At 69.4% G+C, this 13,868-nt stretch carries 10 protein-coding genes and 1 tRNA gene; 8 read left to right on the top strand and 3 right to left on the bottom strand.

What is annotated here, in order from left to right; genetic code table 11:
• Nucleotides 1–106 precede the first annotated feature (106 nt).
• Complete coding sequence (locus tag IEY95_RS06060; protein ID WP_189184832.1) at nt 107–1,126, top strand: glycoside hydrolase family 6 protein; 1,020 nt, start codon at nt 107–109, stop codon at nt 1,124–1,126.
• 74 nt (nt 1,127–1,200) lie between these two features.
• On the opposite strand, the gene glxA is transcribed toward IEY95_RS06060, so the two are convergent.
• From glxA to IEY95_RS06075, 3 genes are all read right to left on the bottom strand, one after another.
• Nucleotides 1,201–3,138, bottom strand: a complete 1,938-nt coding sequence (gene glxA / locus IEY95_RS06065; RefSeq protein WP_189184833.1) for a radical copper oxidase GlxA — start codon at nt 3,136–3,138, stop codon at nt 1,201–1,203.
• A complete protein-coding gene (locus IEY95_RS06070) occupies nt 3,135–5,081 on the bottom strand; it encodes a glycosyltransferase family 2 protein (RefSeq protein WP_189184834.1) in 1,947 nt (648 codons plus the stop codon). Before IEY95_RS06070 ends, glxA begins: the two co-directional genes overlap by 4 nt.
• 407 nt (nt 5,082–5,488) lie before the next feature.
• A tRNA-Lys gene (locus IEY95_RS06075) sits at nt 5,489–5,562 on the bottom strand.
• A gap of 186 nt (nt 5,563–5,748) precedes the next feature.
• Between IEY95_RS06075 and IEY95_RS06080 the strand changes: the two genes are divergently transcribed.
• The 7 genes from IEY95_RS06080 (at nt 5,749) to IEY95_RS06110 (ending at nt 13,742) form a co-directional block, all read left to right on the top strand.
• On the top strand, nt 5,749–7,149 hold the full coding sequence (locus IEY95_RS06080) for a peptidoglycan-binding protein (protein WP_189184835.1): 1,401 nt from the start codon (nt 5,749–5,751) through the stop codon (nt 7,147–7,149).
• Between the two features lie 160 nt (nt 7,150–7,309).
• Nucleotides 7,310–8,548, top strand: a complete 1,239-nt coding sequence (locus IEY95_RS06085) for an SPFH domain-containing protein (RefSeq protein WP_189184836.1) — start codon at nt 7,310–7,312, stop codon at nt 8,546–8,548.
• Nucleotides 8,549–8,657: 109 nt separating this feature from the next.
• Nucleotides 8,658–9,266 (top strand): lytic polysaccharide monooxygenase auxiliary activity family 9 protein, encoded by a 609-nt coding sequence (locus IEY95_RS06090; RefSeq protein ID WP_189184837.1) that lies wholly within the window; start codon nt 8,658–8,660, stop codon nt 9,264–9,266.
• A 135-nt stretch (nt 9,267–9,401) separates the two neighbouring features.
• Entirely contained in the window at nt 9,402–9,872 is a 471-nt protein-coding gene (locus IEY95_RS06095) for a DUF3592 domain-containing protein (protein WP_189184838.1), read from the top strand.
• Nucleotides 9,873–9,942: 70 nt separating this feature from the next.
• On the top strand, nt 9,943–11,646 hold the full coding sequence (locus tag IEY95_RS06100; RefSeq protein WP_189184839.1) for an AMP-binding protein: 1,704 nt from the start codon (nt 9,943–9,945) through the stop codon (nt 11,644–11,646).
• Nucleotides 11,647–11,721: 75 nt separating this feature from the next.
• Complete coding sequence (locus IEY95_RS06105) at nt 11,722–13,104, top strand: sensor histidine kinase (protein WP_229702614.1); 1,383 nt, start codon at nt 11,722–11,724, stop codon at nt 13,102–13,104.
• A gap of 5 nt (nt 13,105–13,109) precedes the next feature.
• Nucleotides 13,110–13,742: a response regulator gene (locus IEY95_RS06110; protein ID WP_308429291.1), complete on the top strand. Its 633-nt coding sequence runs from the start codon at nt 13,110–13,112 to the stop codon at nt 13,740–13,742.
• Nucleotides 13,743–13,868: the final 126 nt, after the last annotated feature.

The raw sequence follows: 13,868 nt of genomic DNA on the forward strand, positions 1-13,868 counted from the left end.
GGTCAGGGCTGTAACAGCTCTCCGACAAGGGTCGGGCGACCTCGTGGGCGGCGCGAGACGTATGTCAGGATTGAGACTTAGGACGGTGCACCCAAGGGGGAGTTGGATGTACGGCACGAGGGGGGCCGGGGCCCGGGCGTCCGTTGCGGTGGCGGGGGCGGCACTGCTGCTCGCGGGGTGTTTCTCCTCCGGGGGCGACAGCGACAAGGGCGACGGTTCCGGTTCCAAGGTCACACAGCAGCCCAAGAACTCGGACCCGTTCTGGGTCAATCCGGATGGGAACGCGGCCGAGCAGGTCGCCACGTATGTGAAGGCGGGCAAGAAGGACGACGCCGAGCAGATCCGCAAGATCGCCGAGCAGCCGACCGGCGAGTGGATCGGGCCGGAGAACCCGGAACAGGAGGCGCGCGGCTTCACCGAGGCCGCCGAGAAGGCCGACCGCGCCGCGATCCTGGTCCTCTACAACATCCCGCATCGCGACTGCGGTCAGTTCTCGCAGGGAGGCGCCGCGGACGGCAACGCCTATCGGGCCTGGATCGACGGGGTCGCCAAGGGCATCGAGGACCGGCCCGCCACGGTGATCCTGGAGCCGGACGCGATCCTGCACCTGGTCAACCAGTGCACCCCGGACGAGTACCACGAGGAGCGCTACGACCTCCTCAAGGGCGCCATCGCCAAGCTCAAGGCCCTGAAGAACACCAAGGTGTACCTGGACGCGGGCAACGCGGGCTGGGGCCACCCCGACCAGATCTTCCAGCCGCTCCAGTGGGCGGGCATCGACCAGGCGGACGGTTTCTCCGTCAACGTCTCCAACTTCTACTCGACCCAGGATTCCCTCGCGTACGGCAAGCAGCTGTCCGCGAAGGTGGGCAACAAGCACTTCGTCATCGACACCAGCCGCAACGGAAACGGCCCGTACACGGGCGGCAAGGCGGACGAGAACTGGTGCAACCCGCCGGGCCGCGCGCTGGGCGAGAGCCCGACGACCAAGACCGCCGATCCGCTCGTCGACGCGTACCTGTGGGTCAAGCGCCCCGGTGAGTCGGACGGCACATGCAAGGGCGGACCGAAGGCGGGCCAGTGGTGGGCGGACTACGCGCTGAAGCTCGCGAAGGCCTCCGAGTAGCGGCCTGTACGTGACTGGGGGCGCCCTCCACCGCGCGGGCGGAGGGCGCCCCCAGTCACGTAACGCTCAAAGGATCAGGGCACCTTGACCCACTGGGCCTTGCTCGGTGTTCCCTGGTCGTCCGTCACGAACAGCATGTACCAGCCGGATTCGACGAGGTTGCGGTTCTTCGGCACGGTCACCGTGATCCCGGTCTTCGTCTTGGTGAAGTCCAGCGCGATGGACCGCTGGTCGACGTCGGTGACATGGGTGGAGGCGCTCGGCCGGATCAGCCGGGCCGTCTTGATGGACGACGCGTGCTGCGAGGTGAACGTCGCCGAGGCACCGCGGGCGATCGTCTTCGGGCCGCCGGAGAGCGAGGGCCGCGAGTCGCGGTAGAAGTACGGCGGCGTGTAGATCTCGATGCGCTGCTCGAAGGTGGCGGGCTTGGTGTTGGCCTTGTCCGCGTAGAGCGAGTTGGAGCCGAAGAACACCACGCGGCCGTCGGGCAGCAGGATCGAGCCCGAGTGGTAGTTGCGGCCCACCAGCGGGTCCGCGACCCGGTCGAAGGTGTTCGACTTGGGGTTGTAGATCCGCGCCTGGAGGATGTTGGAGTCGCTGCGCCCGCGGTAGTCCTCGGAGCCGCCGGACACCAGCACGGTGTCGTCGGGCAGGATCGAGGACTGCGGATAGCGGGTGCCCTTCTCCAGCTCGGGCCCGTCCACGAACTTCGGGTTCTTGGCCTTGAGGTCGATGAGCCGGGTCTTCTTGCTGGACAGCTCGGACTCGCCGACCCCGCCGCCGCCGATCACCATGTACTTCTCGTCCTGCGCGGGCGGCAGCAGCACCGTGCCGGAGGTCTCCATCATGTTCGGGTCGCTCAGCCCGGGGACCTTGGTGAACTTGTTGCCGGCCAGGTCCCAGATGCCGGGGTCGCGGCCCACGTCATCGGGGCCGTAACCGGCGTTCGAGCCCGAGTAGAAGAGCTTGCCGTTCTGCATCAGGGAGATCGCCGGGTAGGTCGGGAACTGCCGGATGCCCTTGGTGTAGGTCCACTTCTTGGTCTTCGGGTCGAAGACCTCGTTCTTGCCCGGGACCAGCTGGCCGATCTCGTCGAGGCCGGAGAGGCTGAGGACCTTGCCGTCCGACAGGGTGGTCAGCGTCGGGTACCAGCGAGCCTCGTTCATCGGGTCGACCTTGATGTACCTCTCGGCGACCGGATCGAACTCGTAGGCGTCCCGGATTCCCTGGAAGTCCTTCTTGTCCAGGGCGAGCTTCTGCGCGATGCCGTATGTGTTGCGGGCGTCCGCGCCCGTCAGGCCCTGGATGCGGTAGTTGTCCTGGGTGCCCGTCTCGTACTTCTGGCCGCTCTTCTGCGCCTCGACGTAGATACGGCCGAGGCCCGGGTCGTTGCGCAGGAACTTGCCGGTCGCCTTGTCGAAGACCTTCTTGGCACGCGGTACGAGCACCGGGTCCTTGGAGACGAACGTCTTGCCGTTCTTCTTGCCGGTGAACTTGGTGCCCGCGGGCAGCGTGATCGGCTGGTCCGGGTTCTCGTTGTGCACCACCATCAGGCCGCCGGCCTTGGTGACGTCACCCTTCAGCGTCTCGTACCGCTTGGTGCCACCGGCGATCAGCAGATTGCCGTTGGCGAGCTGGGTGTGGCCCGTGCAGAACAGGTCGGCCGGCGTCGGGATCTTCTTGATGGTGCCCTTCACCGGGTCCCAGATCCGCGTGTCGAACTTCTTCGCGTCGAAGTTGTCCTGGTTGTTTCCCGAGCCCGCGATCAGCAGGATCTTGCCGGTGTGCAGCAGAGCCGCGTGGATCGTGTTCAGCCGGTACTGCTGGGGGAAATTGATGATGTCCCAGTGACCGTTGGCGGCTTTGTACTCCGGCTTGTTGATCGTGTACTGGTGGTACTTGTCCGTTCCGAAGCGATACAGCCACGGCCCGTTCATCCCGGCCAGCGCGAGCACCACCACCCCGGTTATCCCGAGGCGGCGGGCACGGCGGCGGCGGGCACCGTCTTTCATTTCTTACTTCCCCCAAGGGTGATCTGCATCGTCTGGTCGTTCCCGCCGGTCGCGGCCCAGGTGGGCTTGTGCTGCGGCGAATGCGGGGCGTGCTGTTCCTGCTGCGGCACGGAGGCCTGGGGAGGAACGGTGACGGCTTCGGGCGGCACCGGGGGCTTCTTCCGCTCCTGGCGCATCGCCCAGCGCCAGGCGAAGATCGGCGAAGCGGTGATCAGGAGGGCGAAGGTGGCCCAGGTGATCATCGCGGGGTGGGAGTGCCCGAGCATGACGCCGGCGACGATGGAGCCGGCGAAGACCAGAATGAAGAACAGGTGGATCCGGAAGGTCCCGAACAGCGTGTCGGGGCTTGCCGAATCGCCCTTGGGCGTCACCACGAACTTGCTCTTGCGGCGCAGCACGGCGTCCATCAGGGAGCGGGCGTAGATGGGCGCGGAGAGCGCCGACATCACCATGCCGGCCACGCCGCCCGAGCCCTCGGGCTCGTGCGGGGAGACGTTGTGGCGGCGGTTCCAGATGTACAGGCCGATCTGCAGCGCGGACGCGTTGCCGTACAGCATCAGCCAGACCGTCGGGTCGATGTTCACACCCGAGGCGCCCAGGCCCAGGAAGAGCGCGCAGCTCAGCGCCGCGAGAATCCAGTTGAGGGCCGACATCGGGTAGAAGATGATCATCATCGTGTAGTTGAAGAGCTTGCTCGGCGGCAGCGAGTAGAAGCCCTTCCAGTACTGCTTGAGGATCGTCTCGTACGTGCCCCTGGACCAGCGCAGCTGCTGGGTGAAGAAGTCCGTCCAGGCGTTCGGGCCCTCGCCGACCGCGAGCACGTCCGGGGTGTAGACCGAGCGCCACTTCTTCCCCGTGGCGGGGTTCTTGTGGCGGTGGATCTCGAAGCCGGTCGCCATGTCCTCGGTGATCGAGTCGTACAGACCGCCGATCTGCTTCAGCGCCTTGATCCGTACGGCGTTGGAGGTGCCCACGAACATCGGCGCGCCGTAGGCGTTGCCGGCCCGCTGGATCAGCGCGTGGAAGAGGAACTGCTGGGACTCGGCGGCCTTGGTGATGGGGTTGTCGTAGTTGCCGTACACCTGCGGACCGATGACGAAGCCGACGTCCGGGTCGCGGAAGAAGCCGAGCATCCGCTCCAGGTAGTTGGGCAGCGGCACGTGGTCGGTGTCGACCGAGGCGAAGTAGTCGTAGTTGTCGCCGTGGGCTTCCAGCCAGGCGTTGTAGTTGCCATGCTTGGTCTTGGCGCGGTGCGGGCCCTTGGCCTGGTTCCACTTCGCGATGCCCTTGCGGGAGAAGTGGTGCACACCCAGGCGTGCGCACACCTCCTTCACCTCCGGGTCGTCGCCCTCGTCCAGGAGCCAGACGTGCAGAAGGCCCCGGTGGCGCAGCTTGACGGCCGCCTCCAAGGTCTTCGTCACCATGGCGAGGGGCTCCTTGCCGGGCACGAAGGAGGTGAGGAAGGCGACTCTGGTGCCGGTCTCGGGCACCACCGGGATGGGGTCGCGGGCGACCAGGGTGGCGTGCGCGTTCGACAATACGTTCATGCAGCGGAAGAACTCGATCAAGCCGATCGAGACCAGCATCACGATGTCGAGCGCCGGCAGGAAGTCGTAGGCCGGGTAGTCGCGTTCGGTCCAGTGCTCGGGCTGGAGCAGCCAGCCGAGCAGGATCAGCGAGAGCAGTGGCGCGGCGCCCAGCATGAGCGCGGCCCTGATGCGGTGCGGCTCCTGTGACAGCAGCGTGCGGTACTGCACCTTGTACGGCTTGCTCGGATCGGGCTGCGTGAGGGGGCCCGCGAGCCGGCTGTAGTGCTCGTAGTCGTATCTCGGCAGGCTCTTCCTGATCCTGCGGAAGCCGCCGGTCCGGTGCGATGGCACCCGGAGCTGGGTCGTCTCTGACGGGTCGAAGTTCTGCCGGGCGCCCGTCGGCGTCGACGTCATGAGTCATCCCCCCGCACGCACGGTCGGGTGCGTGTTCGTCGGTTCCTGTCGTCCATTCGGGTCCCCCTCGACCTTCACGGACGCATCACTGGCAGGCCAGCGTCACCACATCATCCACACCCTATAGACATGGAACGACGACCTTCCGGTTGCATGATGCCCCCCTCGGCATCTGTTCATGAACGAGGCCCCCAACCCCCCATGTCCGCAACCGGCCATGCCCCCAACTGTCATGTGTCGACAGTCCCTTGAAGCCCAGGGTTCTACGCCGTCCGTCATGATCGCAAGATGCGAAACGCGGTGTTAACCGGTCATACGCGCTCAATGGGACGCGTGTACGAGCCTGGGGTCGGTGTGTGCGTACGACGATGGGGGCCCTCGCGGCTGCGAGGGCCCCCATCGGTCGGTGCGCCGCCAGGGACTCGAACCCCGGACCCGCTGATTAAGAGTCAGCTGCTCTAACCAACTGAGCTAGCGGCGCCTGCTGACCTGAGAACTCTACCCGACCGGGCGGGGTGCTCCGGACCGTCGGAGAGGCGCTCCGGGGCAGGTCGGAGGGGTCCTGTACATCATTCGGACCGTCAACATGCGACACCGGAGGACAGTTGAGAAACTGACGAGTGTGCAGAACTGCGGACATTTCCACCTGGAGTGTGAGGGGATTCGCATGGCGGCTCCGGTATTCGAGGAATTCGATCCCGCGAGCGACTGCGACTGCCCCGGATGCGTTCACTGGCGACGCGTCATGCCGTATTCCTCGCTTTCCGGGCCCTTGGGCCATCCGGCGGCCCTCCCCCAAGCTCTCGGCTTCGCTCGGGCAGGGGGGACCCCCGTGGCGTTCGTCCTCGCCGCCGCCGCGGGCACCGTCCTCGGTGTGGGCCAGTCGGTACCGGCCGTCGCGGTCGCGCACGGACCCGCCCGGCCGGGCATTCCCGCAGGTGACGAGCCCGACACCCCGCAGGGTGGCAAGGCCCCGCTGCACGAGCCCGCCGACGGGCCGGCGAAACCCGGAAAACCCTCGACGGTGGCCGAGGCGCCCACGACGACCCGAGCCGAGATCATCAACCGGGCCAAGAAGTGGGTGGCCGCGCAGGTGCCGTACAACATGTACGCGTACTGGCCGGACGGGTACCGACAGGACTGCTCCGGATTTGTCTCGATGGCCTGGGGCCTGCCGGGAAACGAATGGACCGGCACCCTGGGCACCTTCGGCGTGCGGATTTCCCGCGACCAGCTGCAGCCCGGCGACATTCTCCTCTTCCACAACCCCGCCGATCCCGACAAGGGCTCGCACGTGGTGATTTTCGGCGGCTGGACGGACTACACGCACAGCTATTACCTCGCGTACGAGCAGACCCGCCCGCACGCCCGGAAACAGGCCACCCCGTACGCCTACTGGAGCAACTCCGACCGCTATGTGGCCTATCGCTACAAGGGGCTGACCGAGGGGACGAGCGGCGCGAGCGCGTCCGCGGCGGGGGCGAAGGGGACCGGCTATCCGGGCGACGCGTATTTCGGTCCCGGCGCGAACAACGCCTACGTCACCCAACTGGGCCGCCTCCTCGTGGAGCGGGGCGCCGGCCGCTTCTACGCCACGGGCCCGGGACCGCGCTGGTCGGACGCGGACCGGCAGGCCATTCGGGCGTTCCAGCGGGCGCAGGGCTGGGCCGAAGTGGACGCCGACGGGCTGCCGGGGCCCGAGACGTGGTCGTACCTGGTGGGGAAGAAAGGCAAGGACATTCCGGGTGCGGCGACGGGTGACCCCGGGGACGAGGGGTCTCCCGGGGCGAAGGGCTCCACGGACACGTCGGGCGCCTCCTCGCACGGGGTGCCCGGCTATCCGGGGCGCGCGATGTTCCGGCCGGGCGCGCAGAACGCCTACGTCGCCCGGCTCGGAAAGCAGCTGATCAAGAAAGGGTTCGGCAAGTACTACAGCGCGAGTCCCGGACCGTGCTGGGACGAGGCGGACCGGCGCAACGTCGAGGCGTTCCAGCGCTCCCAGGGCTGGCGAGGCGGCGCGGCGGACGGTTATCCGGGGCCGGAGACATGGCGGCGGCTCTTCTCCTGAACACCGTTCGAATCCTGCACACCATTCGAGTTCGTGCGACATCCCGAGTTCCGGGCGGTATCCCGAACTCGGGCGGGATTCCGAACTCGGACGAGATCCCGAGTTCGGGTGACATCCGAGTTCTTACGAAACTTCCAGGCGCGGAGGCATGGAGGCACGTATGAGTACGACGACTTCACACACCCCGGAGTCCGAAGGGGCAGAGGCGGGGTCAGACGCATCGGCATCGGAGCCGGCATCGGCATCGGCGTCGGCATCGACATCGGCACCGGCACCGGTATCGACGGCGGAGGGCGGCGGTACGCGCTCCGCACGGCTCATTCAGAACGAGGTGACCACCGAGATCCCCGTCCACCTGCTTTTCCGGGACGACCCCGAGCCGGTCTCGGTGCCCCTCGCGCCCGCCGTCGTGGGCCGGCGGCGCGGCACCGGCGAGCAGCCGCGGATCCGGCGGTCCGCACCCGGCAGGGCCCCGCGCCCGGTCCCGGAGGTCGACCCCGAACTGGTCGAGCACCCCGCCCGCGTGCTGCCCGGAGTGGCGGGAGTGCTGGCCGGGGCCTGTGGTGTGGCCGGATGTGTGCTCACCTCGTGGTGGGCGGGGGCGCTGCCGCCGCCCGTGCTGACGGCGCTGGACCTTCCGAGGCACGTGGGCGCCGGGCTCGGGCCCGCGCAGTGGGCCGCGTATGCCGGGGCCGGGGCGCTCGGCCTGTTCGGCTTCGGCGGACTCGCCCGCGGTCGGACAGGGCGGGCCTGGGTGCTCGGTCTCTTCGGGCGTTACCGCGGCACGGTCCGGCGCACCGGACTGATGTGGGTCAATCCGCTGGTGCTGCGCCGCCGTGTCGACGTCCGGCTGCGGCACTGGCGCAGCGAGCCGATGTCCGTGGTCGACGCGAACGGGGTCGCGCTGCGGGTGGTCGTGCTCGTCGTCTGGCGCGTCAAGGACACCGCGCGTGCCACGCTCGGGGTCGAGGACCACCAGACGTATCTGCGTGAGTGCGTGGAGGCGGCGCTCTCCCGGGTGCTCTCCCAGCTCCCGGCCGAGGTGCCGCCGGCCGTCGTCAAGGACGTGACCCTGCGCAACACGGACGCGGTCGGCGAGGCGCTGACCCGGCTGATCGCCGCCGACACGGCACCCGTCGGGCTGCAGGTGTTCTCGGCCCAGCCGACCCGGATCGAGTACGCGCCCGAGGTGGCCGCCGTGATGCAGCGCCGGCGGATCGCGGCGCTGGACGCCCAGCACCGCGACACCGTGCTCACCTCCGTCGTCGACTCGGTCGAGGACACGGTGACCCGGCTGACCATGCGGGGGCTGGTCGAACTGGACGACTACGAGCGCAAGGCGTTGGTGAAGGACCTGACGGTGGCGTTCTACACGGGGCGCAGGGAAAGCTCGCCGTGATTGGTATGGACATGTTCAACTCTCGGCAATAATCTGGGACTTGGTCTAGACCTGAACCCTGCGCGCACAGCTCACGAGAACTTCCCCCACGTCCTCCAGGAGCGGCAGCATGCGCAAAGCCAAGTTCTACGCGGCCGCGCTCGGCCTCGCCACCGCGGGCACCTTCGTGCTCTCGACCGGCGGCGCCAGCGCCCACGGCTACACCGACCAGCCCCTCAGTCGGCAGAAGATGTGCGCCGCCAACGGCGGCACCGTCGCCAACTGCGGTGACATCCAGTGGGAGCCCCAGAGTGTCGAGGGCCCGAAGGGCTTCCCCGCGGCCGGGCCCGCCGACGGCCGGATCTGTTCCGCGAACCACACCAACTTCAGCCAGCTCGACCAGCCCAAGACCCCCGCGGGCACGGCCTGGCCGACGACCAAGGTCACCAGCGGCCAGAGCTACAGCTTCCGCTGGCAGTTCACGGCCATGCACGCCACGACCGACTTCAAGTACTTCATCACCAAGACCGGCTGGAACCAGAACCACGCGCTGACCCGCGCGGACCTGGAGACCACCCCGTTCCTGACGGTCCCCTACAACGGACAGCGCCCCCCGTCCACGTTCTCGCACACCGGCACGCTGCCGACCGGCAAGAGCGGGCACCACATCATCCTCGGCGTGTGGACGATCGCGGACACGGCGAACGCGTTCTACTCGTGCGCGGACGTGATGTTCTGACGGCGCCCGATTTCTGAGGATCCCTTGAGGCGCAGCCCCGGCACCCGCGGGTATGTTCCCTGCACGCCGTCATGACCACGACGGCGTGCAGGGCGCTGTAGCGGACGCGCGAGTGCGCGAACACGGGGGAATCTCATGGACGACTTCTTCTACGTCATACCCGGACTGATCATGGCCGTGGTGCTTCTTGCGGCGGCCAAGGTGGTCCGCCGCGCGCTGGAGCTCAGGAGTGCCTGGAACAGCGGACTGACCGCGGAGGCGCGCTGTCTGCGCTCGTACACGACGACCAGCGGCGGCGGTGGCGACACATCCGTGACCACGACGCTGCACCACGTCTACGAGTTCATGACGCGTGAGGGCCGCACGGTCCGCTTCGAGGAGGCGAACGGCCCCTCGACCGTCGTCGAGGGCGACATCGTCGTCGTGCACTACGCGGCCGAGCGCCCCGAGAAGGCAACGGCCCAGGCGCCGAGCCCGGTCAAGGCCGCCGCGGGCACGGTCGGCATGCTGGTGTTCTTCGGCGTGATCGTCGCCTTCTGTGTCGGCTTCATGGTCACGTACCACCAGGTGTCGGCAGCGAGCGACGGGTTCCTCGGCGGGATGTAGGCCGCAGGGACGGTAGGGACGTCGTTGCGCCCCTCCCCATCTGACGGTACGTCAATTATGGTGCGCCCCTATGGGGTCCATGAGGCGTACCGTCGCGGAGCTCGTGCGGGAACGGTGGGGCGACCACCGTCCGGGGCTGTGGTTCGAGGGGCGGGTCCTGAGCCACCACCGGGTGGCGGCGGGCGCGGCGGCGCGGGCGGCGCTGCTCGCCGATCTGCTGCCGCCCGGCGCCGAACCGCACCTCGGGGTGCTGCTCGACAACACCCCCGAGTTTCCGATGTGGCTGAGCGCGGCCGCCCTCGCCGGTGCCGCCGTCGCGGGGATCAATCCGACCCGGCGCGGCCCCGAACTGGCCCGCGACATCCTGCACACCGAGTGCCGCGTCCTGATCACCGAGCGGGCCCACCTGCGCCTCCTCGACGGCCTCGAACTCCCCGGCGTACGCGTGCTGGTGACCGACACGGACGCGTACGCCGACCTCCTCGCGTCGTACGACGGCGCGAAGCCGGACGCGTCGGGGGCGACCCCCGACGACCGACTCCTCCTCTACTTCACCTCCGGCTCGACCGGCGCCCCCAAGGCCGCTATCTGCAGCCAGGGCAGGCTCGCCGCCGCCGGGCAGTCACTCGTCGACCAGTTCGGGGTGCGCCCGGACGACACGCACTACATCTGCATGCCGATGTTCCACGGCAACGCGGTGATCGCCGACTGGGCGCCCGCGCTGGCGGCGGGCGCGACGGTCGCGCTGCGGCGGCGGTTCTCCGCGTCGGGGTTCCTCGCCGACGTACGGGCCTGCGGGGCCACGTACTTCACCTATGTGGGCCGCGCCGTGCAGTACCTGCTGGCCACGCCCGCCCGCCCGGACGACCGTGACAATCCGCTGCGGATGGGCTTCGGCACCGAGGCCGGCGCGGTCGACGCGGCCGCCTTCGAGGAGCGCTTCGGGGTGCGCCTCGTGGAGGGGTACGGCTCCTCGGAGGGCGGCGCGGCCATCCAGCGGGTGCCCGGCACTCCGGCCGGGGCGATCGGGCGGGCGGCGCCCGGCGACGACCTCGCGGTGGTCGACCCGGCGACCCGGCGGGAGTGTCCGCCCGCCGTCTTCGCCGAGGACGGGCGGCTCCTCAACGGGGCCGACTCGATAGGAGAGTTGGTGAACCGCGGCCGCAACCTCTTCGAGGGCTACTGGCGCAACCCGGCCGCGGATGCCGCCCGGCGGCGACGGGGGTCCCCCCGCGCCGAGAGCGGGGGAGAAGTCGAGAACGGGGGAGGCTGGTACTGGACCGGCGACCTCTTCTACCGCGACGCCGGCGGATTCCTCTACTTCGCCGGACGCACCGACGACCGCCTCCGCGTCGACAGCGAGAACCTCGCCGCCGCGATGATCGAGAACATCCTCGCCCGGTACCCGGACGCTGCCGCCGTGGCGGTGTACGCGGTGCCGGATCCCGTGGCCGGGGACCAGGTGATGGCGACGGTGGCCCTCAGGGCGGGCGTCTCCTTCGATCCGCTGGACTTCGGTGCATTCCTCCTCGACCAGCCGGACTTGGGCACGAAGATGGCGCCCCGTTTCGTGCGGATCGTGGAGCGGATGCCCGTCACCGCCACCAACAAGATCCATCGGGTGGGGCTGCGAAGGGAGGGCTTCCGGTGCGCGGATCCGGTGTGGTGGCGGCCACCGGGGGAGTGCGCGTATCGGAGGCTGGCGGAGGCGGACGTCGACGGGCTGATGGCCGAGTACCGGGCGCGCGGTCGCGAGGAGTTGCTGATGCGCTAGGTGGGGCTGGGCCCACCACTGGCGCACCCGCTGCTCGTATGGTCCCTGCTGCCCGGCGCCGCCTACCGTGGCCGCATGATCCGCAGGAATCCGGTACGCCCGGTGGGGTATCTCGTGAGCGGCGTACTCGTCGGCGTCCCGCTGCTCGTCGGGCTGCTGGTGCTCGGGGTCGTCGGCGCCGCGCTGACCCCCGTGCTCGTCGGGCTGCCCCTGCTGGCGCTGCTCGCGCTGACTGGAGTGCCCGTGGGGGTGGTGGAGCGGTGGCGGCTGCGGCTCGTGGACCCGGCGCCGGGGACCGGCCTCTCCCAAGGGCGGGGGAGTTTCCAGCCCGACGGTCGGAGGAGCCTCCGGCTCGACGGCCGAGGGAGCCTTCAGCCCGACCGTCGGGGGAATCAGCATCCGGAACATCCGCATACGGAGCATCCGCGTCCGGGGAACCCGTATCCGGGAAGTCCGCATCCGGGAAATCCTCATCGCACGCCGGACGAGCCGGGACTCGCCGCCTGGGCCAGGCTCCGGTTCACCGAGCAGGCGACCTGGCGCGAGCTCGCGTACGCCGTCCTGCTGGCGTTCGTGCTGTGGCCGGTGGACCTGCTGGTGCTGGCGGCGGCGCTGGGCGTGCCGGGCGCGATGCTGGGGGCGCCCGTACAGCTGGCCGTGTCCGGCGGTGACACCCGGATCGCCAAACTGTGGCTGATCGACGCGTACGGGCCGGCGTTCCTCTGCGCGGCCGGCGGGCTGGTCCTCCTGCTCGTACTCCTGTGGCCGCTCGCGCTGTACGCCCGTGCCCGCGCCGCACTCGCCCGGCTGCTCCTCGCCCCGCGCGAGCCCGAACAGCGGCTCGCCGAGGTGACGAAGTCCCGGGCCCGTCTGGTGGCCGCGTTCGAGGCCGAGCGGCGGCGGATCGAACGCGATCTGCACGACGGGGCGCAGCAACGGCTGGTGGCGCTGAGCATGACGTTGGGGCTCGCGCGTCTGGACGCGCCGCCCGAGCTGGCGGAGCGGCTCGCGGCCGCGCACCAGGAGGCGGACCAGGTGCTGGGCGAGCTACGGGAGTTGATCCACGGCATCCATCCGCAGGTGCTCGCCGACTACGGCCTCGGGGACGCGATCGCCGACGCCGCCGACCGGTCCGCCGTACCCGTCGAGGTGGACCGGATCCTGAGCGAGCTGCCGCGGTTCGCCGAAGCGGTCGAGTCCGCCGTGTACTTCGCGGTGCGGGAGGCGCTCGCGAACGTGGGCAGGCACAGTGGGGCGGGGCGGGCGTGGATCAGCGGGCGGTACGGCGAGGACCGGCTGCGGATCGAGGTGCGGGACGACGGGAGTGGGGGAGCCGACCCGGGGCGGGGGTCGGGGCTCACCGGTCTCGCCGACCGGCTGGCGGTCCTCGATGGGACACTGACCGTCGACAGCCCGCCGGGTGGTCCGACCGTGCTGCGTATGGAGATCCCTTGCTGAGAGTCGTGCTCGCCGAGGACAGCGTGCTGCTGCGGGAGGGGCTGGTGGGGCTGCTGGCCCGTTTCGGGCACGAGGTCGTGGCGGCGGTCGGCGACGCGGCGGCGCTCACGGAAGCCGTCTCCGCGCACGTGCCCGACCTGGTCGTCACCGACGTACGGATGCCGCCCGGCTTCCAGGACGAGGGACTGCGCGCGGCGCTCGCCCTGCGGACCGCGGATCCGCGCCTGCCGGTGCTCGTCCTCAGCCAGTACGTCCAGCGGGCGTACGCCGCCGAACTCCTCGACACCGGGGACGGCACCGGCGTCGGCTATCTCCTCAAGGACCGCGTCGGACAGGTCGAGCAGTTCGCTGAGGCGGTGCAGCGGGTGGCCGAGGGCGGGACGGTCGTGGACCCCGAGGTCGTACGGCAGCTGCTGCGCCGTCGGCGCGATCCGCTGGAGGCGCTGACACCGCGCGAGCGCGAGGTCCTCGGCCTGGTGGCGGAGGGCAAGTCCAACGGCGCGATCGCCCGCCAACTGGTCGTCACCGAGGCGGCCGTCGGCAAGCACATGGGAAACATCCTGGGCAAACTGGATCTTCCTCCGGCCGAGGACACCCACCGGCGGGTGCTGGCCGTGCTGGCTTATCTGCGGGGCTAGGGGGCTTCTTTCGAAGGACGGTCGGGGGTCTGGGAAGAGCTCTGTCGAAGGACGTGTGCGAGAGGAATTCCTCTCGCTCCTCGGGGGGAGGATGCACCCGGACACCTGTGTCGAGGGAAGAGGGAA

This window comes from Streptomyces albiflavescens, assembly GCF_014645835.1.
GTDB lineage: Bacteria > Actinomycetota > Actinomycetes > Streptomycetales > Streptomycetaceae > Streptomyces > Streptomyces albiflavescens.

Excerpts from the sequence above, each read along its gene's own strand:
- glxA (WP_189184833.1), bottom strand. The coding sequence starts at position 3,138 with ATGAAAGACGGTGCCCGCCGCCGCCGTGCCCGCCGCCTCGGGATAACC.
- IEY95_RS06080 (WP_189184835.1), top strand. The coding sequence starts at position 5,749 with ATGGCGGCTCCGGTATTCGAGGAATTCGATCCCGCGAGCGACTGCGAC.
- IEY95_RS06105 (WP_229702614.1), top strand. The coding sequence starts at position 11,722 with ATGATCCGCAGGAATCCGGTACGCCCGGTGGGGTATCTCGTGAGCGGC.
- IEY95_RS06095 (WP_189184838.1), top strand. The coding sequence starts at position 9,402 with ATGGACGACTTCTTCTACGTCATACCCGGACTGATCATGGCCGTGGTG.
- IEY95_RS06070 (WP_189184834.1), bottom strand. The coding sequence starts at position 5,081 with ATGACGTCGACGCCGACGGGCGCCCGGCAGAACTTCGACCCGTCAGAG.
- IEY95_RS06090 (WP_189184837.1), top strand. The coding sequence starts at position 8,658 with ATGCGCAAAGCCAAGTTCTACGCGGCCGCGCTCGGCCTCGCCACCGCG.
- IEY95_RS06085 (WP_189184836.1), top strand. The coding sequence starts at position 7,310 with ATGAGTACGACGACTTCACACACCCCGGAGTCCGAAGGGGCAGAGGCG.
- IEY95_RS06060 (WP_189184832.1), top strand. The coding sequence starts at position 107 with ATGTACGGCACGAGGGGGGCCGGGGCCCGGGCGTCCGTTGCGGTGGCG.
- IEY95_RS06100 (WP_189184839.1), top strand. The coding sequence starts at position 9,943 with ATGGGGTCCATGAGGCGTACCGTCGCGGAGCTCGTGCGGGAACGGTGG.